Source organism: Streptomyces scabichelini (assembly GCF_011045015.1).
GTDB lineage: Bacteria > Actinomycetota > Actinomycetes > Streptomycetales > Streptomycetaceae > Streptomyces > Streptomyces scabichelini.
Map to the genome: position 1 here is coordinate 55,778 of NZ_JAAKZY010000023.1, position 19,040 is coordinate 74,817.

The following is a 19,040-nucleotide window of genomic DNA, read 5'->3' on the forward strand; positions in this document are numbered from 1 at the left end:
GGCGCGGACACGCATACTTCGCAGCTGGGGCCCGCACCTTGGGGTGCGGGCCCCAGCTCGCTGCATTTCTGGGCGCAGCCCACATCGTCTTTGGCTCGTTCTCGCGATTCTCTGCGCCGCTCATGTGCTGCGGGAATTTCTTGGTACGCGCCGTATCAAGGAAGGTTCCGCATGAATCGCACACGCACAAATCCCACATACAACCGCTTCGGTGGAGGCACAGCCGCCAACCGCTCCGGTGTTCCGCGCCGTTCCAAAAGTTACGGCGGCCGACAGGCCGTACAGGGCGAGTTCGCGCTGCCGAAGACGATGACGCCCGCGCTGCCCGCCGTCGAGTCGTTCGCCGATCTCGCCATGCCGGCGCGGCTGCTGGCCGCGCTCGGCCACGAAGGCGTGACCGTGCCGTTCCCGATCCAGGCGGCGACCCTGCCGAACTCCTTGGCCGGTCGTGACGTACTCGGCCGTGGCCGCACCGGTTCGGGCAAGACCCTCGCCTTCGGACTCGCCCTGCTGGCCCGTACAGCGGGGCGGCGCGCCGAACCACGGCAGCCGCTCGCCCTCGTCCTCGTCCCCACCCGTGAGCTGGCCCAGCAGGTCACCGACGCACTCACTCCGTACGCCCGCTCCGTGGGTCTGCGGCTGGCCACCGTGGTCGGCGGGATGTCCATCGGCAGGCAGGCCGGTGCGCTGCGCGCCGGGGCCGAGGTGGTCGTCGCAACGCCCGGGCGGCTCAAGGACCTCATCGACCGGGGCAACTGCCGGCTCAACGACGTCGCCATCACGGTCCTCGACGAGGCAGACCAGATGACCGACATGGGCTTCATGCCCCAGGTCACCGCCCTGCTCGACCAAGTACGTCCGGGCGGGCAGCGGATGCTCTTCTCGGCCACCCTGGACCGCAACGTCGATCTGCTGGTCCGCCGCTACCTGACCGACCCTGTGGTGCACTCCGTCGACCCGTCGGCGGGTGCGGTCACCACGATGGAGCACCACGTACTCCACGTGCACGACGCCGACAAGCACCGGACGACCACCGAGATCGCGGCCCGCGACGGCCGGGTGCTCATGTTCCTGGACACCAAGCACGCGGTGGACCGGCTGACCAAACATCTTCTGAGCAGCGGCGTCCGCGCCGCGGCCCTGCACGGGGGCAAGTCCCAGCCGCAGCGCACGCGGACGCTCGCCCAGTTCAAGAGCGGGCACGTGACGGTACTGGTGGCGACCAACGTGGCGGCGCGCGGCATCCACGTCGACAACCTCGACCTGGTCGTCAACGTGGATCCGCCCAGCGACCACAAGGACTACCTGCACCGCGGCGGCCGTACGGCCCGCGCCGGTGAGTCCGGCAGCGTGGTCACCCTGGTGACCCCGGCCCAGCGCCGCGGCATGAGCCGGCTGATGGCCTCGGCCGGCATCACCCCCCGGATCGCCCTGGTGCGCTCGGGTGAGGCGGAGCTGAGCCGCATCACCGGTGCTCAGGCCCCGTCCGGTGTCCCGGTCGTCATCACCGCCCCGGTCGTGGAACGTCCCCGCCGCGCGTCCTCTTCGTCCCGGGGCCGCCGGGGCGGCACAGGCCATGGCCGGCCCGTCGGCGAAGCGGCGCGCCGCAGGGGACAGGGGCGGCGCTCCTTCGACTCGGCTGCCTGACACCACGGCATGACCGTCGAGGCGGCTCCGGCCGTCATGACCGGTGCCCGTGTCGAGTACCTGATCCTTTGCGACGGAGACGACCGGTGCACGGGCCTGATCACCCGGGCCCGGCTCGCCGTTCTCCGCGACAGTTACACGTACACGTACACGGACCGGATCCGTCTCCGGGACATCCTCGATGGACCTCGCCCCGGTCAGTCCGCTCTCCTTCCCCCTGTGAGGCATCATGCGCTGCGTCATCGCCCGGTACCCGTTCGACCTGACCAAGAGCGGGGTGCTGGCCTCGATGAAGGGCGTCAAGCCCGAGCTCATCACGGGTGAGTCCGTGACCATCGACCGCCGCCGCTACCCCGTCAAGCAAGTGGGCCAGGTCATCACCCGACAGGACCCCCGTGACTTCGCCGGTGCCGAAGTCACCCGGGCCATGGGCCGCCTCGGCTTCACCTGCCACGCCGGCCCCGAGTCAACGCCCCCGAGCGCCCCTGCTCCGCTCCGGACTTCGATCCACACTCCGCTCCAGACCGCGTCGGCACTGCTCGGCGGCACCGGCCCACTGGACGAGTGAAGCCAGGCGGAAACCGCCATCAGGACATGTGAGGGCCCTGCCGACGCGCGTCGGCAGGGCCCTCACAGCTGTCTCGGCATCCGGTAGTGGCACGGCTGCAGGATTCCTGCGTCCCCAGAGAGCCGAAACCTGTCTTTGTCAGAGTAGACATTCGCACCTTGCATGGTTACGCTCTTCCTCGTTGACACAGTCAAGCGAGACCCGGCAGACACGAACTGGCGGGTAGCCGTACGCATCACCGAGCAGTACCGCAGTACCGCAGTACCAGTTCATCCAAGTAGTTGGTTCTGAGTAAGAACGGAGGAGCAGACGCCATCAGGATCGCCCGGCCCGAGTTGCACTCGGCCCGGGTACCGCAAGGCCCCGGATTGGATGGTGGTCCCCGGTCACGCAGCCGCGATCCCCGCTACCCGCCCCATGTCGGCCGGGTAGCGGAAACAGAAGGTCGGCACAGCAGTAGGGCCGACAGATGGTGTTCAATTTCCTTCGGGGCCCTGGTGCCGTACGGCACCAGGGCCCCTCGACGCGTTGCAGAACGAGGTGACATGACAGCAGATACCCCCCTCAGCGATCGTCTGGACGACGACGACTATCCCGCGTACACGATGGGCCGGGCCGCCGAGATGCTCGGCACCACCCCGGGCTTCCTACGAGCCATCGGCGAAGCCCGTCTGATCACTCCTCTCCGCTCGGAGGGCGGGCATCGCAGGTACTCCCGCTACCAACTGCGCATCGCCGCCCGTGCCCGCGAGCTCGTCGACAGGGGCACTCCCATCGATGCCGCTTGCCGCATCGTCATCCTTGAAGACCAGCTCGAGGAAGCTCAGCGCATCAACGCCGAGTACCGCCGTGCCGCGAACGAGGCGCCGGGCGGGTCCAGTTCCAGTTGATCTCTCGGGCGCGGACCGGTCCGGCTCGGACACCCGGGCACGGTGGATCTGCGGCACGACGGTGCCGGATCCTCCGCGGTGCGCAGGAACGAAGCACACGCGGCCGGCTCGTTCGTGACGACGTCTCCGGGGCCGGGTAGCAGAGCGAACCGAAGCCGACGCGGCAGCCGCGTCGCCCCTCTGCAACGAACGCCTCGCCGACCGGCCAGAGGGCCTTGCAGCCCTGCAGTAGCGGAGGTGCCTTCCGCGACCGCACGCCGATCAGTGCCGCTCAGTGCCGCTCAGCCTGAGAGACCTCGGCGAGCGCCCTTCCATGGCATCTCCGCAGCTGGTCAGGAGGTGGTGGCAGGGGTGTCGAAGTAGTGGCCCTTGTCGAGGTCTTCGAGGAGGTCGGGGTGGGTCGGCTGCCAGTCCAGCAGTTCGCGGGTCAGGGTGTTCGTAGCCGGGGCGTCGATTCCGAGGAAGCCGCCCAGCCAGGCGAAGTGCTCGGCCGCGGCCTCGGGGGCCACGGAGGTCACCGGCACATCGAGGTGACGGCCGATCACCTCGGCGATGTCGCGGATCGCGACGCCCTCCTCTGCGACGCCGTGCAGCACCGCTCCTGCGGGGGCCTTCTCGACCGCCAGGCGGAACAGCCGTGCGGCGTCGAAGCGGTGGACGGCCGGCCAGCGGTTGGCGCCGTCACCGATGTAGCCGGAGACACCTTTGGCTCGGGCGACGGCGACCAGGGTCGCCATGAACCCGTGGTCCCCTTCGCCGTGGCAGGTCGGGGACAGCCGCACCACGGAGGAGCGCACGCCGCGCGAGGCGAGTGCGAGCACCGCCATCGAGGTGGCCGCGCGGATGGACAGCGGCGAGCCGTCGATCGTGGGCATGTCCCGCTCGGTCGACACCTGCCCCGGCTTGAGGCCGGCCACGCCGGAGGCGAGGACGAAGGGGCGGCCGGTGCCGGCCAGCACATCGCCGAGGGTGTCAACGGCGCGGCGGTCGGCCTCGGCAGCGCCCTGGTAGTCGCCGGTGAAGGCGAGGTCGTGCTTGAAGGCGAGGTGGACGACCCCGTCCGACGCGGCAGCGGTACTGCCCAGGACGTCGAGGTCGTCGACGGTGCCGCGGACCACATCCGCCCCGGCGGCGGTGAGGGCAGCGGCGGAGGCGTCGGAGCGGGCGAGCCCCACGACCTGGTGACCCGCGTCGACGAGTTCGGGAACGAGGGCGGAGCCGATCCAGCCGGACGCGCCGGTCACGAAGATGCGCATGGGAGAGCCCCAAACTGTTGATGTCAGTGACTGTCATCGACACTAACACCTGATGTCAGTGAATGTCATCGCGTAGGATCTGCTCATGGGCAGATGGGAGCCGAACGCGCGCGAACGCCTGGCGAAAGCGGCGTTGGAGCTCTACAGCGAGCGCGGCTACGAGCAGACCACGGTGGCGGAGATCGCCAAACGGGCCGGCCTCACCGAGCGGACCTTCTTCCGGCACTACGCCGACAAACGCGAGGTCCTGTTCGACGGCTCGCCCACGTTGCAGGAGCTGTTGGTGAACGCGGTCGCCAAGGCTCCGGAATCCGCAGCGCCGATCGACGCGATGGCGGCGGGGCTCGAGGCGGTCTCCACGGTGTTCGTCGACCGCCGCGAGCACTCCCGGAAGCGATGGGCGGTCATCACGGCGAACGCGGAACTCCAGGAGCGCGAGCTGATCAAGCTCGCCTCGCTGTCGGCCGCGCTCGCCGACGCCCTGCGCCGACGCGGCGTCACGGAGCCGGCCGCGAGCCTGACCGCCGAGGCGGGGGTCGCCGTCTTCAAGGTCGGCTACGAGCGCTGGATCGCAGCAGCGGAGGAACGTACGTTCTCGCAGTCGCTGCGGGAATCGATGAACGAGCTCAGGGCCGTGGCCTCGGGCGGCTAGGGCTCGGCCAGGGCGTATGCCGGAAGTCGCGTCGTTCGCCCGAGGGCGCCCAAGGGCGGGCCCTGCTAGGCAGGCCGGCCTGCTAACGGGCGACGTAACCGCCGTCGACGGGCAGCGCGACTCCGATGACGAAGCTCGCTCCCGGGCTGCACAGCCACAGGGCCGCCTGTGCGATCTCCTCGGCGGTTCCGAGGCGGTTGATGGGCTGGTTGGCTTCGGCCTCTACGCGATCCAGGTCCCCCTTGGCGATCATGTCGCTGACCATCGGAGTGTCGATGGTGCCGGGGCAGACGGCGTTGATGCGGATGCCGCGTGGGGCGTATTCGAGAGCGGCGCTGCTGGTCAGGCCGATCACGCCGTGCTTCGAGGCGTGGTAGGAGGCACGGCCCGGGAGGCCGACGAGGCCGCCGAGCGAGGAGCAGTTGACGATGGCGCCGCCGCCCTGGGCCCGCATGTGCCGCAGTTCGTGCTTCATGCAGGCCCAGACGCCGCGCAGGTTGACGGCGTTGACGCGGTCGAACGCGTCGGCGGGTTCGTCGGCCGCGTCGCTGGACGGGATCTGGATGCCCGCGTTGTTGAAGGCCATGTCGAGACGGCCGAAGGTCTCGACGGTTCGGTCGACCATGGCGGCGACCTGGTCCTCGTCGCTGACGTCGCAGGTGAGGGCGAGGGCTTGGTGGCCGGAGTCGGTGAGTTCTCCGGCTGCTGCCTTCAGGGCGGATTCGTCGAGGTCGACGAGGGCGACCGCGGCACCGGACTCGGCGAAGGCGCGAGCCGTTGCCAGGCCCATGCCGGAACCGGCTCCGGTGACGAGGGCGACCTTGCCGGTGAAGTCGTAGACGGGGTTCATCGTGCGTTCTCCATCGGGTCAATCGGGTCAGTGGTGTGAGGGCGGTCTTCGATGGTCACGGTGACCTCGCCTTTGTCGGCGAGTTGCGCTGTGGCGCTTTCCGGCATGCGGCCCAGGATGATCAGGTCGGTGCCGGTGCTGGGTGAGCCGTCGCGGTAGTAGACGGCGAGGTTGCCCCAGGGGGCGTAGTAGGCGAGGTCGCCGGCGCGGGGGTGGACTCCTGCCGGGGCGCCGGAGGTGGACAGGCGGCGGGGCAGATCGGCGATCTTCTCGTTCTGGTGGAAGTCGGTCAGGTTCAGGGTGAGGGGGAGCTGGGCGGCGAAGTCCCGGGCGGCGGCGCTGTCGTTCAGGGTGGCGTCGACGGCCGTGCCGTCGATGGTGAGCCGGATGTTCATTGCGGCGGACCTGCCAGGGGTTGTGGTGGGTGCGGTGGGTGCGGGACTTGTCGTTGTCCGTTCCGGCGTGGTCGAGCTGGTCGGGGTGGTCGGGGATGAGGACGGTGGCGACTCTTCGGTGCAGGCGGTGACGGCCATCAGCAGGGCTGCGGCCGTGACTGCACGGGCGAGGGCGGGCAGGGCGGCCGGGATCACACGGCTTCCAGGTGATTCAGTCGGGGAGGGGCACGGCTGGTTCAGTCGGGGAGGGGCTCGGCGTAGTGGCGGAAGGCGTCACGCGACTCGTGGATGGCGAACAGTCGCCGGGCCAGGACGTCGGGGCTGCTGTGTTCGGCGTCGGGCCGGATGGCGCCGGGGATGATCAGCTGGGCGGCGTGGATGTTCTCGGGCGCGAGGACGTCGTGGAGCATGCGGGCGTACGCGCTCTCGGCGGCGAAGGCGACAGAAGTTCCGGCCCGCTCGGGGTGAGGGCGTACGGCGGTGCCGCCGTTGACGAACAGCAGGGTGCCGCGGCCGAGAGCGCGCATTCCGGGCAGCACGGCGTTCACAGCCGTGACAGGACCCTTGACGGAGAAGGCGAGCGGGGCGTCGAGATCGTCGGCGCTCGTGTCGAGGACCGGCTTCATGAAGTCGGCGCGGGGCACCGGGCTGTACTGGAGGATCTCGATGGGCCCCAGGGCTTCGGCGGCCGCGCGCAAGGCCGTGGTCAGGGAGGCGGGTTCGAGGACGTCGGCGGCGAAGCCGCGGGCCTGGATGTTGTCGCGGGCCAGCTCGGCCGTGAGGTCGTCCAGGTGCTCGGTGCCGCGGGAGATGAGGGCCACGGTGTGGCCTGCGGCTCCGAAGCGGCGGGCGGTGGCGAGCCCGAGGCCCGGGCCGGCGCCGATGAGGGCGAAGGTGGTCATGGTGAGTCCTTGTCCAGGGTGGCGGGGCCTTGACTCCGGGAGTGCGCAGTGTTGTTGTGCTGCTGTGGATCACTGCGCCGCGCATGGTGGGGCTTCCTTCAGTACGAAGGCCTGGAACCGCGGCCGGAGCTGCTACGGCTGCTCACGGTCGAGCCTCACACGCGGCGGCAGGCGCGAAAAGCGGAGAAATCCATCCGGGGACAGACACATCCTGGGAGGAAATTCTCCCCCCTTCCTCCGGTGCGATCGGTGCCATGCTGTGAAGCATGACCAGCAATATCCCCCTCAATGAGCTGGGAGAATTCCTCAAAAAGCGTCGCTCGGAGCTGAGCCCGCGCACGGTCGGACTGCCGGAGACGGGCGGGCCCCGCCGGGTCGACGGGCTGCGCCGCGAGGAGGTCGCCCAGCTCGCCTCGATCAGCACCGACTACTACACCCGACTCGAACAGGGCCGCATGCAGGCGTCCGCTCCGGTCCTGGACACCCTCGCCCGCGTCCTTCACCTGGACGACGACGAGCGCGGCTATCTCTTCCAGCTCGCGGGCAAGACCACCGCCCGCACGCGGCGCCGCGGCAGGCAGAAGGTCCAGCCCCAGCTCCAGCGGGTCCTGGACGACCTCACCGCCACCCCCGCCATCGTGCAGGGCCGACGCGGGGACATCCTGGCCTGGAACGCACTGGCCGCCGCCCTGGTCACCGATTTCTCCCGCATCCCGGAAAAGCACCGCAACTACCCGCGGATCATCTTCACCGATCCGGTGATGCACGGCCTGTACGCCGACTGGGAGACCTCCGCGCAGATCGCCGTGGCGCAACTGCGGATGGAGGCCGCCAAGTATCCCGAGGACCCTCGTCTGATCGAGCTGGTCGGTGAACTGTCCACGCGCGACAAGCAGTTCGCCAAGTGGTGGGGCGACCACAAGGTCGCCGCCCGCACCGTGGGCACGAAGACCCTCAGCCACCCGGTCGTCGGAGAGCTCGTCCTGGACTGGGACACCCTCACCGCCAACACCGACCCCGACCAGCACCTGACCGTCTGGACCGCCGTCCCCGGCTCCCCCACCCACGAACGGCTGCGCATCCTCGCCTCCTGGGCCGCCGACCAACACCTGTCGGCCTCGTCCCCCCTCAGCTGACTTCTCCCCCTGTTCCAGCCCATTTCGACCTATTTAGTCCTATTTCTACCTATTCCGATTCCTGGAAGTAGAAGCGGGGGCCGAGGACGGCAACGAGCAGGGCCACGGCTATGACGGCCAACGGCACGCCGTAGAACAGCAGGACGTACATCAGGATGGACATGGTGAGTCACCTCCTCGGGCCGAGGCCGGCTACACGGGCGGACGTTGTGCGTTCGGGTTCGGCAGGAGGGCGGAACCGGCCGGAGCGTGGGTCGAGTACGTAGGCGAGGGCATAGATCACGATGTTGACCGTCACGCCGACGATGAGTGCGCTGACACCGAACGGCTCGTGCAGCTCCCACCGCCAGATCCCCATGGCCGCGCCGCCCGCGACAATCGCCGCTACCCCCGCGATACGGCTGCGCAGACCCCACACCACGCCCAGGATCAGCGGGGCCACGACCGTGGGGGCCCACAGGTTGTACGCGATCAGCAGCGCGTCGATGATCGACGGCGCCGAGTAGGCGAAGATCGCCGCTCCGACTCCCACCACCACCGTGACCAGGCGCTGCACCACCAGCAGCAGCCGTTCGCCGGCGCCGCGGTGCAGGAAGGAGAGGTAGATGTCCTTGGCGAAGGAGACGGCGGTGGCGTTGAGGTAGGAGTCCGCCGTCGACATGATCACCGCGAACAGGGCGGCCAGGACGAGCCCGCTGATACCCACGGGCAGGAGTCGGGAGACCACAGTGGGCAGCGCTTGGTCGGGGGAGATCTGCGGGTACAGGGCGCTCGCCACGAAGCCGATCGAAGCGGTGACGAAGTAGAAGCCGACGGAGAAGATCCCGGCCAGCAGAAAGCCGCGCCGTCCCGCCAGGGGGGTCCTGGCGGCGAAGGCCCGCTGTGCGTACGGCGGGACGAGCGTCTCGCCGAGCAGGAACGAGGCGAAGACCCCGATGAACGCCAGTGGTGTCCAGCCGCCCAGAAAAGAGGTATGGCCGTCGGGGACGTTCGCCATCAGTTCCGTGGCGCCTCCTGCGTGGACCACCTCGAAGAGCAGAACGACGGGCAGGAAGATACTGAAGATCACAAACTGCGCGACGCTCGTCTTCACGACCGACCACATTCCACCGAAGGTGGCGTACATCAGCACGAAGGCCATTCCGACGACGATGCCGGCCAGTTTCGAAGTGCCCAGCATCAGATGGAAGATCGTGCCGACTGCGAGCACTTGGGCGCCGAGAATTCCGGCGCAGACGGCGATGGACAGCAATCCGGTCAGCAGCCGGGCGACAGGCCCGTAGTGGGCCGCCATGACGTCGCCGACCGTGTGAGCTCCCGTGTAGTGGCGCAGCCGCGGCGCCACGAACTGACCGACGAGTACCGTCTGAACGGAGAAAGCGCAGATCGCGAAGAAAAAGACATAGCCATCACTGAAGGTGCCGCTCGCGGTGCCCATGACGGCTCCGCCGCCGAGGAAGGACGCGGCGAGACTCGCGAAGATCACCTCACCGCTGATCCTGCGGCCCGCGACAGCGAAGTCCTCGGTGCTGTCCCGGTTGACCGACTGCAGGCCAATGGCGATGAGAAGGTAGAAGTAGCTACATATACAGAGCCAGTCGATCCAGCTGATGGACGCCACTGTGCCGCACTCCTTGCAGTGCAATGCCTGATGAGCGGAGTCACAGAGCGTATAAGCGGTGCCGCACGCTGTCCTCGTACGCAATGCCAGAAAATCGGCGCCTGAAAGGGCCTGGAATTGTGCGATGCGTACGGCGATACGTACGAGCTTTCGCGCGTTGTATACGCCCAAACCGGGGCAAGGCTTTGTGCGGTACCGAGGTTCTCGCGGCGGTGGCGATCTCCTCCGCCGCCGATTTCACCGGCCGACCATGCGCCCGTAACGGGGCGGACGCGTGCGGACGTCACCTCGGGGGTGTGGGCGCCTCGGTCGCGGTCAGGGCTTGCGGGCCAGGGCGACGTAGCAGGACACCTCGGCGTCGGACACGTCAGCGGTCACCCTGCTGGCCTCGGCCAGGCCGTCGGTGTCCCAACGGTGTGGCACCTCCACGCCGGGCGGAACGATCTCCAGGCCGTCGAGGAACCGCTCCACTTCCTCCTTGGAGCGGACCTGCGCCGGGATGCCGGAGGACTCGTACACCTGCACCGCACGGCCGATGCCCTCGGGATCGAAATCCGCCGTGACATGGGACAGCACCAGGTAGGAACCGGGCGCCAGGGCGCCCATCAGGCGTCCGACGACGCCGTAGGGGTCGCGGTCGTCGGGGAAGAAGTGCAGGACGGCGTTGAAGCTGAGGGCCACCGGACGGCTCAGGTCGAGGGTGGCGGTCAGCTCCGGGGCGTCGAGGACCGAGGCGGGGTCACCGGCATCCGCCTCCACGAACGCCGTACGTCCCTCGGGGGCGCCCCTCAGCAGGCGGGCGGCCTGGGCGCGGACGACCGGGTCCCGGTCCACGTAGACCACGCGTGCGTCGGCCGCGACATCCTGGGCGACCTCGTGCAGGTTCGGGCTGGTGGGGATCCCCGTGCCGATGTCCAGGAACTGGCGCACACCCCGCTCGGCCAGGAACCGGGTGGCGCGCTGCATCCACACCCGGTTGCTGCGGGCGATGACGATGATGCTCGGGAAGGCGGCGATCGCCCGGCCGGCGGCGGCGCGGTCGGCGGCGTAGTTGTCGCGCCCCCCGAGGTAGTAGTCGTACATGCGGGCGCTGTGCGGCCGATCAGTACGCAGATCCGTGGCGGTCATGTCCGGCTCCTCCCCGTCGGTCCAGCCGCCCGTGGTCGGTCCAGCCACTCGCGGTCGGTCAGGCCGCCCGTGCGGCGCGGGCGTATCGAAGGCTAACCCGAACGTCCGTGTCGCCAGGCCGAGTTGACCCGTCCGGACCGGTTGACGCACCGGCGCGCGGCCGACACCGGCACGCGACACCCGCACAAGGCACACCGCCGGTGCGTCAAGGCCGCCGGACCACCAGCGCGCGGAGCATTTCCGTCATCGGAGCATGTCCGTCATCGGTGACGGCGAGGTTTCCAGGCCCGGCAGCAGCCAGCTCTGGAACGGTGCCAGTGCGGCGAGGACCAGGAAGGCGATGCCGACCACGGCCGAGAACACGGGTCCCAGGCGCCACAGCTTCTCGGCAAAGATGACCACGGCCACGGCGGCCATCGCCAGGATGTTCATGACGCCCAGCGGGATGAGGACGATCATCAGTCCCCAGCAGCAGCCGACGCAGTACAGACCGTGGTGCGCCCCGACGCGTAGGTCACGGACTCGGCGGCGGTAGCTCGCGTAGCGCGCGAGCTGGCCCATGGGACTGCGGCAGTGACGCAGGCAGACGTTCTTCAGCGGGCCGAGCTGCTGCAGCCCGGCGAGCAGGAAGGCGCCGGCGCCGATCCAGCGCCCGGCCGTGGGACTGTCGTCCACCAGGGCACCGGTCGCGGCGAGGAGCCCGTACGCGAGGAGGCCGAACACCGTCCAGGCCAGCAGGTAGCCGCTCACGAACTGGGCGGTCCGGGCCGCGCGGGCGGCTCCGGTCGACTGGCGGCCGATGGCCCGCGCCCAGGTGATGGCCACCGGCGCCACGGACGGGAACATCATGGCGATCATCATGATCAGCCACAGAAGCAGGAACAGCGGTACGCCCATGCCCATGGTTCCCGGCTCGATCCCCATGTCGCGGGCCTGACCGACGACCAGGACCCAGGCGAGGACCGCGAGCAGCACCATGAGGCACCACGCGAGCGCGAGATCCCGCGCCGGCATCAGGTTCGCAGGCCTCAGGGGTGGGGTGAGTGCCTTTCGGTCGAGGCGCACGGTTCCAGCACAGCACTGGCTCCAGCACAGCACAACGGCTGACCGGGTGCGCCCACCCCGATGGCATGTCCTGGGCCGGAGGAGGAGGATTGAAGTAGAGGTCATGAAGGAGGCAGCGAGATGTCCGAGACGACAACGACTGTCCCGAGGTGGCACGTGGCGGGGGACTGGTTCGACACCTGCCGTTGCAATGTGCCGTGCCCCTGCTCCTTCGCCCAGCCACCCACTTTCGGCGAATGCGACGGCGTCCTCGCCTGGCACATCCGCGAGGGACGCTACGGCGACGTACCGCTGGACGGCCTCAACGTGATGATGGTCGCCTCCTTCGTCGGCAATGTGTGGGCCGAGCACTCGGATGCGTACGCGGCGGTGTTCTTCGACGAGCGCGCCGACGACGCGCAGCGCGAGGCACTCCAGATGATCTTCGGCGGGCAGGCGGGCAGTTGGCCCGCCGAGCTGGGGAGCATGTTGGGCGCCGAGATGCGGGGCATGGACTTCGCCCCCATCGAGGTGGAGATCGCGGACGACCTCTCGACCTGGCGAGCCTCCATTCCGGGCCGGGTCGAGGCGAGCGCGGAGGCACTCACCGGACCCACGACGCCGGAGGGCGCGCGCGTCCAGACGACCAACCTGCCGGGTTCCGAAACCGGTCCTGGCCAGGTCGCGACCTGGGGCCGCTCGACGGCGGACCGCGCCGACGCCTTCGGCTTCGAGTGGAGCCGGGACAGCCAGTCCAGCAAGCACATCACCTTCGACTGGACCGGTCCCTGATTCGAATCATCGATGCGTCTCCGCGTGATGCCGATGCCGACCCACCGGGTCTACGGTCGGAACCATGACGGACCACGGCATCCAGCGCCCGGACGACCCGGCGACCCGGACGGAGTTCTGGGAAGGGGTCCATCACGGCAAGGACCTCGACGGGGTCTCCTGGTGGCAGTCGGTCCCGGGGCTCTCCCTGGGCCTGATCGACAAGGCCGGGATCGGCCTCGACGAGCCGATCATGGACGTGGGCGCGGGCTGGTCGACGCTGGTGGATCACCTGGTCGCACGTGGCTACCGTGACCTGTCGGTGGTCGACCTGTCGGCCACCGCCCTGCGGACCGTCCGCGACCGGCTCGGTCCGGCAGGCTCGGACGTCACCCTCACCGTGGCCGACGTTCTCGATCTGCACATGGGACGCCGGTACGCACTGTGGCACGACCGGGCTGTCTACCACTTCCTCACCGAGCCCGACGAACGCGCCGACTACCTCGCCTCGTTGGAGCGCTCACTGCAACCCGGTGGCCGGCTCGTCGTGGCGACGTTCGGCCCGGACGGCCCGACCACGTGCAGCGGCCTCCCGATCGTCCGCTACACCCACGCCGAACTCGCCGGCCAGTTCCCCGGCTACGAACTCGTCGACACCGCCGGCGAGGACCACCACACCCCGTGGGGCACCTCCCAGCAGTTCACCGCGGTTCTGATGCGACGCCACTGACGCACGTACTGCACGTACTGACGACCTGACGACGGAGGTCACGAGCGCCACCAGTCCTGGCTCGGCGGCGCTCCCCGGGAAGGGCCGTACTCAGGTGTGCCGTAGTCAGGTGTGCCGTACGCCGCCGTGCCGTAACCCGTCCTGCCCGTCGCGCGGGGCGTCGCCGTGGCGTGCTCCATCGTGCCCCTCCAGGTGCGCGCCGGGGGACGTCCGACGTACGTACCGAAAATCAGTGCCGCGGCGGTGGCGGCGAGGACGCCGGGCACCATCTCGTAGACGCCCGTTTGCAGCGGTCCGAGGAGCGGGTCGATGTCATCCCACAGGAACACGGTGAGCGCACCGGTCACCATGCCGGCCTTCGCCCCGGCGGCTGTCATCCGCGGCCAGAACAGCGACAGGACGACCACCGGGCCGAAGGCCGCGCCGAATCCGGCCCAGGCGTACGCGACGATGTCGAGCACGGCGCCGCCGCTCAGCGCGATCACGTAGGCGACCAGTGCCACGGCGACCACACTCAGGCGTCCGATGAGCAGCAGCGAGGTGTCGGAGGCCCGCCGGTTGAGGAAGGCCCGGTAGAAGTCCTCGGTGAGGGACGTGGCCGAGACGAGCAGTTGGCTGTCCACCGTGGACTTGATCGCGGCCAGCACCGCGACCAGCAGGATTCCCGCGATCCAGGGGTTGACCAGCTGGGTGGACAGTTCGATGAAGACCGTCTCCGGGTTGTCGAGGGGCTGGTCGAGTACGGCGATCCCGGCAAGCCCGATGAGCGAGGCACCCGTCAGCACGACGACGACCCAGCTCACCCCCAGAAGGCGGGCCCGCGGTATGTCACGTGTGCTGCGGATACTCATGAAGCGGCTCAGGATGTGGGGCTGGCCGAAGTAGCCAAGACCCCAGGCGAGCAGCGAGATCATCGCGACGGCACCGAGCGGGCCGCCGGCCGTCCACGCGTTGTCGGCGAAGGACGCCTCGGCTCCCGGGTCGAGCAGTGCCGGGCTCGTGCCGGTGACCGCGTCGTGCAGCGAGCCGAAGCCGCCGAGCTGCCAGAGGGCGATCGCGGGGAGGGCGACCGCCGCGAGGAGCATCAGCGTGCCCTGTATGGAGTGCGTGATGCTCAGGGCCGTGAAGCCGCCGAGGATGGTGTAGACGACGATCACCACGGCGAAGACGGTCAGCCCGGTCTCCAGGTCGGCGCCGAAGATCTCGTTGAACAGCAGTCCGCCGGCGATCAGCCCGCTGGCGACGTAGACGGTGAAGAACACGACCGTGACGATGGCCGAGAGGGCCCGAAGCACTCTGCTGCGGTCCTCGAAACGTTCCTCCAGGTACGACGACAGGGTTACGGAGTTACCGGCCAGCTCGGTGTAGGTGCGCAGGCGAGGTGCGACGAGCCGCCAGTTGAGATACGTGCCGATGATCAGGCCGACGGCGATCCACGCGGCGCCGATACCGGTCATGTACACAGCGCCCGGCAGCCCCAGAAACAGCCAGCCGGACATGTCGCTGGCTCCGGCCGACAGGGCGGCCACCGGGGCGGTGAGCCGACGACCGCCGACGGTGAAGTCCTCGAACGTGGTCGTCTCCCCATGGGTCACGACCCCGATCATGACCATTGCGATCAGAAAGATTCCGAAGATGGTCATGGCTGGAATGGTCAGGGTGATCATGCGTTACTCCCCTGGCGGTGTGGCGACCGGGGCATATGCCAAATGCACACACAGGCCACCTTTTCGGGCCGAAGAAACGGAGTGTAGGGGCCAGTGGTGCGCATGGGCGAGGGGTGTTCCGCGCCAAGCGGTCTCAACGGTTCCGGATTGTTCTCATCGGTTCCGGAATGTGACGACTGCGGATCGCGGTGGCGAACTCCGTGTCGCCGGTGATGAGTTTTCGCGCCCGCACCCGTCACACCTACGACGGGACACGACGAGGCGGAAGGACGACGTGATGAGTGCGGACACGCGGCTGGAGGAACTGGGCGTGAGCCAGCTGGGCGAGGTCGACGAGCCGGCGTTCTCAGGGCTGGCGGAGCGGCATCGGCGGGAGCTGCACGTGCACTGCTACCGGATGCTCGGGTCGTTCGAGGACGCCGAGGACACCGTGCAGGAAACGTTCCTCCGTGCCTGGCGGCGGCGGGAGACCTTCGAGGGGCGGTCGACGTTCCGGGCCTGGCTGTACGGGATTGCCACCAACGCCTGCCTGGACCTGCTCGCCAAGCGCCGCCCGGAGCCTGCGACCGGCGGCGAGGTGCTGTGGCTGCAGCCCTACCCGGACCGGCTGCTCGACGAGCTGCCCGCGGGTGACGCGGACGAGCCGGAGGCCGTGGCCGTCGCGCGGGAGACGATCGAGCTGGCGTACCTGGTCGCGGTCCAGCACCTCGCGCCGCGTCCGCGGGCCGTGCTGATCCTGCGGGACGTGCTCGGCTGGCCGGCGAAGAACGTCGGGGAGCTCCTCGGGGACTCCGTCAACTCCGTGAACAGCGCGCTGCAGCGGGCCCGCGCCGGCATGCGGGAGCACCTGCCCGCCCAGCGGCAGGACTGGACCGGCGGTGAGGGGGACGCCGGGACGCGCGAGCTGGTGCGCCGCTACACCGACGCCAGCGTGGCCACGGACATCCCGGCGCTCGCCGCGATGCTGCGGGACGACGTCCGCTGCTCGATGCCGCCCACGCCGGGCCTGCACGTCGGCCGCGACGCGGTGGTGAACGACTGGGTCGAGGGCGGCTTCGAGGGCATGAAGGGCCTGCGCGCCGTCTTCACCTCCGTGAACCGGCAGCCCGCCGTCGCCTTCTACCTCCGGCGGAAGCCAGAGGGCGCGTACCTGCCGCTGACGATCGACGTCCTGCGCGTCACCGGCGGGGCGATCACCGAGATCGTCACTTTCCACGACGACCAGTTCCCGCGGCTCGGGCTGCCGGAGCGCCTGCCGGCGGACGGCGACGAATCAGACCCAATTCTCATACCCGCCCTCTGAGATCATGGAGCGACCCTGGCCGGGGAACCTGGCGGGTCGCATCGGCGGCCTGCCGAGACTCCCTGCCGGGGTCCCCTGGCCGACGGGAACTGACGTGACCTCGAGGTCCCCTGTCTGCGGCCCGGGGTCGCGGAACTCCGCGGCCACGTGCCACGGCCGGACGACCTGCTCGCCCTGGCAAACGAGATCTGGCCGGACGACCGTGCGCTGGAAAACGGCAGCCGTTGGCCACGCACTTCTCGTCGTCACCTCGTCATGTGCGGCGGTTATGGTGGCGCAGCGAATCGAACGTGATGTGCGTGAGCAAAGTTGGCGGAGGCTGGGCTGTGTCGGACGAGGGACGGCTCGTTGCCGGGCGGTACCGGCTGGCCGAGCGGATCGGCCGTGGGGGCATGGGCACGGTGTGGCGCGCCGAGGACGAGGTCCTGGGCCGCCAGATCGCGCTGAAGCGACTGCACGCGCACACCCACCTGTCCGACGAGGAACTCGCCACGCTGTACGAGCGCATGCGCCGCGAGGCGCGCAGCGCGGCCCGTATCGCACATCCCAACGTGGTCGTCGTGCACGACGTCGTGGACGACGAGGGACTGCCCTGCATCGTCATGGAGTACGTGCCTTCGGTCACACTCGGCGACCTGCTCAGGGACGGCCGGACACTCCCGCCCGAGGAAGCGGCCCGTGTCGGCCTGGACATGATCGCCGCCCTGCGCGCCGCCCACGCCGCCGGAGTACTGCACCGCGACGTCAAGCCCGGCAACGTACTGCTCGCCGCCGACGGCCGCGTGGTCCTCACCGACTTCGGCATCGCGATGACGGACGGCACCTCGACACTGACCAGGACCGGCGAGATGGTCGGCTCGATCGACTACATGGCGCCGGAGCGGATGCGGGGGCTCACCCCAGGACCGGCCTCGGACCTGTGGGCGCTGGGCGCCACGCTCCACCAGGCGGTGGAGGGACAGCCACCGTTCCGCAAGGACACGGCGATGGAGACCGCGTACGCCATCGCCACCGACCCCTTGGTACCGATGAAGCAGGCCGGGCCGCTGGAGCCCCTCATCGAGGCGTTGCTGGTCAAGGACCCCGACGAGCGGCCTTCGGCGGAGCAGACGGAACGGGCGCTGCGGACCGTGCGCTCGGGCGAGCCGACGGAGGCGCTCCCGCCGGCGGCCTTCGCGGGCACGGCAGCCGGCCGGGACCTGGGCCGCAACGGCCGCCGCACCCTGATCTGGAGCACCATCGCGGTGACGGTGGCGGCCACCGCCGTGGCAGGCGGGCTCTACGCGACCACGCTCGACGGCGGAGCGGCGGACGGTGCACGGAACCCCGCCACGACCGCACCGCCGCCGTACACGCCTCCGCCCGTGCCCGAGGGCTTCCACCTGGTCAGCGAGAAGAAGCTCGGCGTCTCCTTCCCCGTACCGGACGGCTGGAAGGCCGGCAGGAAGACGGCCGAAGAGGTCACCTACACCGACAGGTCCGGCCTGGCCGGCATCACGATCGGCATCGTGGACCCCGCCGGCTCGCACCCCGTCGCGCACTTCAAGAACATCGAGGCCAACACCAAGGTCAACTACCCGACGTACCGGAAACTGCGCATGCAGAAGACCTCGTTCCGGGCACAGCCCGCGGCGGTGTGGGAGTTCACCTTCGAGGGCCGGGCGCGGGCGTTCCGCGCCATCGACCTCGGCTTCGGCCGCGAGGGCGGCAAGGAGTACGACCTCTACCTCTCGGCGCCGGAAAAGGACTGGGACACCTACCGTCCCGTCTTCGACAAGGTCAGGGACGGCTTCGACACGAGGCCCTGACGTCTACCGGGCCAATGCCAGGAACGTGTCGGCCGGGTAGGCGAACGGGGCGCGCGAAGAAAGCGGCCTGATCACCGAAGTGCTGTCCGCCGCCTGCACCGCGGTCCGGTTCCGGCCGGCGGCGAAGACGTACAGACGCAGGACCAGGAAGCGCCCGATTCCGGCGAGCCCAGAAGCGCTGAGGTAGACGGCCTGCTCCCAGAGCATCCCGGGCGACGACTGCACCAGGTGCAGTACGAACACTGCGGCGCAGGTCACCACGTAGGCGGCCGTGGCCGACCCGGCGGACTGCCAGTGCTGACGCCATCCGGCACGCCGCCCGGCCCCGAAGGTGAAGCGGGCGTGCAGCTCCGTGCACAGGAGGGTGGAGCCGACGGTGATCAGCGCGTTCGCCACGACCCAGGGCATCAGCCCGGCAAGCAGCACCACGGCCCCGCTGGAGAGCACCCCGACGCCACCGCCGCACAGGACGAACCGGGCGAAGGAGGCGAGGGGTCCGGGAGCGGCCGGGGTCTGGCGTACGTCGCCCTTCATGGCGGTTTCCTTCCGGGGGCGGAGCCGTGGATCAACTGGCCCCAACTCTGCCGCCGCGCGCCCGCGTTAACGATGGCGTCCACTCCCGAACCGAAGGTAGGGCTGGCTCCACCATGGGCGGGGTGCCTACGGGGGTGG

At 69.5% G+C, this 19,040-nt stretch carries 18 protein-coding genes and 1 pseudogene; 10 read left to right on the forward strand and 9 right to left on the reverse strand.

Annotation, left to right across the window (positions count from 1 at the left end):
* Nucleotides 1–171 precede the first annotated feature (171 nt).
* From G5C60_RS10095 to G5C60_RS10110, 4 genes and pseudogenes are all read left to right on the forward strand, one after another.
* Nucleotides 172–1,647 (forward strand): DEAD/DEAH box helicase, encoded by a 1,476-nt coding sequence (locus G5C60_RS10095; protein WP_206439317.1) that lies wholly within the window; start codon nt 172–174, stop codon nt 1,645–1,647.
* Nucleotides 1,648–1,656: 9 nt separating this feature from the next.
* Nucleotides 1,657–1,842: pseudogene (locus G5C60_RS54030) on the forward strand (CBS domain-containing protein); the annotation flags it as partial.
* 34 nt (nt 1,843–1,876) lie between these two features.
* The gene (locus G5C60_RS10105) at nt 1,877–2,215 is read left to right on the forward strand and encodes an SCO5918 family protein (protein WP_165257079.1); all 339 of its coding nucleotides are present in this window, start codon (nt 1,877–1,879) and stop codon (nt 2,213–2,215) included.
* Nucleotides 2,216–2,760: 545 nt separating this feature from the next.
* On the forward strand, nt 2,761–3,105 hold the full coding sequence (locus tag G5C60_RS10110; RefSeq protein ID WP_165257082.1) for a helix-turn-helix domain-containing protein: 345 nt from the start codon (nt 2,761–2,763) through the stop codon (nt 3,103–3,105).
* A gap of 332 nt (nt 3,106–3,437) precedes the next feature.
* Here the strand turns inward: G5C60_RS10110 and G5C60_RS10115 are convergent, their stop codons facing one another.
* Complete coding sequence (locus G5C60_RS10115; RefSeq protein ID WP_165257085.1) at nt 3,438–4,361, reverse strand: SDR family oxidoreductase; 924 nt, start codon at nt 4,359–4,361, stop codon at nt 3,438–3,440.
* 85 nt (nt 4,362–4,446) lie between these two features.
* On the opposite strand from G5C60_RS10115, the gene G5C60_RS10120 reads away from it, so the two are divergent.
* A complete protein-coding gene (locus G5C60_RS10120; protein ID WP_165257089.1) occupies nt 4,447–5,013 on the forward strand; it encodes a TetR/AcrR family transcriptional regulator in 567 nt (188 codons plus the stop codon).
* Between the two features lie 82 nt (nt 5,014–5,095).
* Here G5C60_RS10120 and G5C60_RS10125 read toward each other — a convergent pair whose 3' ends face one another.
* From G5C60_RS10125 to G5C60_RS10135, 3 genes are all read right to left on the reverse strand, one after another.
* A complete protein-coding gene (locus tag G5C60_RS10125; RefSeq protein ID WP_165257092.1) occupies nt 5,096–5,863 on the reverse strand; it encodes an SDR family NAD(P)-dependent oxidoreductase in 768 nt (255 codons plus the stop codon).
* Complete coding sequence (locus G5C60_RS10130; protein WP_165257095.1) at nt 5,860–6,258, reverse strand: cyclophilin-like fold protein; 399 nt, start codon at nt 6,256–6,258, stop codon at nt 5,860–5,862. The genes G5C60_RS10125 and G5C60_RS10130 overlap by 4 nt, the downstream gene beginning before the upstream one ends.
* Nucleotides 6,259–6,494: 236 nt before the next feature.
* Nucleotides 6,495–7,160 carry an SDR family NAD(P)-dependent oxidoreductase gene (locus tag G5C60_RS10135; RefSeq protein WP_165257099.1) on the reverse strand — a complete coding sequence of 222 codons (666 nt, stop codon included), beginning with the start codon at nt 7,158–7,160 and terminating at the stop codon, nt 6,495–6,497.
* A gap of 266 nt (nt 7,161–7,426) precedes the next feature.
* Between G5C60_RS10135 and G5C60_RS10140 the strand changes: the two genes are divergently transcribed.
* Complete coding sequence (locus tag G5C60_RS10140) at nt 7,427–8,296, forward strand: helix-turn-helix domain-containing protein (RefSeq protein ID WP_165257103.1); 870 nt, start codon at nt 7,427–7,429, stop codon at nt 8,294–8,296.
* Between the two features lie 169 nt (nt 8,297–8,465).
* On the opposite strand, the gene G5C60_RS10145 is transcribed toward G5C60_RS10140, so the two are convergent.
* The 3 genes from G5C60_RS10145 to G5C60_RS10155 all read right to left on the reverse strand — a co-directional run bounded on the left by G5C60_RS10145 (nt 8,466) and on the right by G5C60_RS10155 (nt 12,110).
* Entirely contained in the window at nt 8,466–9,917 is a 1,452-nt protein-coding gene (locus G5C60_RS10145; RefSeq protein ID WP_165257106.1) for a sodium:solute symporter family transporter, read from the reverse strand.
* 315 nt (nt 9,918–10,232) lie between these two features.
* Nucleotides 10,233–11,045 carry an SAM-dependent methyltransferase gene (locus G5C60_RS10150; RefSeq protein ID WP_165257109.1) on the reverse strand — a complete coding sequence of 271 codons (813 nt, stop codon included), beginning with the start codon at nt 11,043–11,045 and terminating at the stop codon, nt 10,233–10,235.
* Between the two features lie 243 nt (nt 11,046–11,288).
* Nucleotides 11,289–12,110 (reverse strand): DUF2182 domain-containing protein, encoded by an 822-nt coding sequence (locus tag G5C60_RS10155; RefSeq protein ID WP_338145766.1) that lies wholly within the window; start codon nt 12,108–12,110, stop codon nt 11,289–11,291.
* Between the two features lie 120 nt (nt 12,111–12,230).
* Here G5C60_RS10155 and G5C60_RS10160 point away from each other — a divergent pair, with 120 nt between their 5' ends.
* Together G5C60_RS10160 and G5C60_RS10165 are read left to right on the forward strand one after the other, a co-directional pair.
* A complete protein-coding gene (locus tag G5C60_RS10160) occupies nt 12,231–12,881 on the forward strand; it encodes a DUF1326 domain-containing protein (RefSeq protein ID WP_165257111.1) in 651 nt (216 codons plus the stop codon).
* Between the two features lie 64 nt (nt 12,882–12,945).
* The gene (locus G5C60_RS10165; protein WP_165257114.1) at nt 12,946–13,590 is read left to right on the forward strand and encodes a class I SAM-dependent methyltransferase; all 645 of its coding nucleotides are present in this window, start codon (nt 12,946–12,948) and stop codon (nt 13,588–13,590) included.
* A gap of 38 nt (nt 13,591–13,628) precedes the next feature.
* Here the strand turns inward: G5C60_RS10165 and putP are convergent, their stop codons facing one another.
* The gene (gene putP / locus G5C60_RS10170) at nt 13,629–15,233 is read right to left on the reverse strand and encodes a sodium/proline symporter PutP (protein WP_241266653.1); all 1,605 of its coding nucleotides are present in this window, start codon (nt 15,231–15,233) and stop codon (nt 13,629–13,631) included.
* Nucleotides 15,234–15,534: 301 nt separating this feature from the next.
* Between putP and G5C60_RS10175 the strand changes: the two genes are divergently transcribed.
* Both G5C60_RS10175 and G5C60_RS10180 read left to right on the forward strand, forming a co-directional pair.
* The gene (locus tag G5C60_RS10175; protein ID WP_165257119.1) at nt 15,535–16,560 is read left to right on the forward strand and encodes an RNA polymerase subunit sigma-70; all 1,026 of its coding nucleotides are present in this window, start codon (nt 15,535–15,537) and stop codon (nt 16,558–16,560) included.
* 326 nt (nt 16,561–16,886) lie between these two features.
* Nucleotides 16,887–18,368: a serine/threonine-protein kinase gene (locus G5C60_RS10180; protein WP_338145767.1), complete on the forward strand. Its 1,482-nt coding sequence runs from the start codon at nt 16,887–16,889 to the stop codon at nt 18,366–18,368.
* A gap of 3 nt (nt 18,369–18,371) precedes the next feature.
* Here G5C60_RS10180 and G5C60_RS10185 read toward each other — a convergent pair whose 3' ends face one another.
* Nucleotides 18,372–18,902, reverse strand: a complete 531-nt coding sequence (locus G5C60_RS10185; RefSeq protein ID WP_165257123.1) for a GtrA domain-containing protein — start codon at nt 18,900–18,902, stop codon at nt 18,372–18,374.
* Nucleotides 18,903–19,040: the final 138 nt, after the last annotated feature.

Excerpts from the sequence above, each read along its gene's own strand:
- G5C60_RS10095 (WP_206439317.1), top strand. The coding sequence starts at position 172 with ATGAATCGCACACGCACAAATCCCACATACAACCGCTTCGGTGGAGGC.
- G5C60_RS10105 (WP_165257079.1), top strand. The coding sequence starts at position 1,877 with ATGCGCTGCGTCATCGCCCGGTACCCGTTCGACCTGACCAAGAGCGGG.
- G5C60_RS10110 (WP_165257082.1), top strand. The coding sequence starts at position 2,761 with ATGACAGCAGATACCCCCCTCAGCGATCGTCTGGACGACGACGACTAT.
- G5C60_RS10115 (WP_165257085.1), bottom strand. The coding sequence starts at position 4,361 with ATGCGCATCTTCGTGACCGGCGCGTCCGGCTGGATCGGCTCCGCCCTC.
- G5C60_RS10120 (WP_165257089.1), top strand. The coding sequence starts at position 4,447 with ATGGGCAGATGGGAGCCGAACGCGCGCGAACGCCTGGCGAAAGCGGCG.
- G5C60_RS10125 (WP_165257092.1), bottom strand. The coding sequence starts at position 5,863 with ATGAACCCCGTCTACGACTTCACCGGCAAGGTCGCCCTCGTCACCGGA.
- G5C60_RS10130 (WP_165257095.1), bottom strand. The coding sequence starts at position 6,258 with ATGAACATCCGGCTCACCATCGACGGCACGGCCGTCGACGCCACCCTG.
- G5C60_RS10135 (WP_165257099.1), bottom strand. The coding sequence starts at position 7,160 with ATGACCACCTTCGCCCTCATCGGCGCCGGCCCGGGCCTCGGGCTCGCC.
- G5C60_RS10140 (WP_165257103.1), top strand. The coding sequence starts at position 7,427 with ATGACCAGCAATATCCCCCTCAATGAGCTGGGAGAATTCCTCAAAAAG.
- G5C60_RS10150 (WP_165257109.1), bottom strand. The coding sequence starts at position 11,045 with ATGACCGCCACGGATCTGCGTACTGATCGGCCGCACAGCGCCCGCATG.
- G5C60_RS10160 (WP_165257111.1), top strand. The coding sequence starts at position 12,231 with ATGTCCGAGACGACAACGACTGTCCCGAGGTGGCACGTGGCGGGGGAC.
- G5C60_RS10165 (WP_165257114.1), top strand. The coding sequence starts at position 12,946 with ATGACGGACCACGGCATCCAGCGCCCGGACGACCCGGCGACCCGGACG.
- putP (WP_241266653.1), bottom strand. The coding sequence starts at position 15,233 with ATGACCATCTTCGGAATCTTTCTGATCGCAATGGTCATGATCGGGGTC.
- G5C60_RS10175 (WP_165257119.1), top strand. The coding sequence starts at position 15,535 with ATGAGTGCGGACACGCGGCTGGAGGAACTGGGCGTGAGCCAGCTGGGC.
- G5C60_RS10185 (WP_165257123.1), bottom strand. The coding sequence starts at position 18,902 with ATGAAGGGCGACGTACGCCAGACCCCGGCCGCTCCCGGACCCCTCGCC.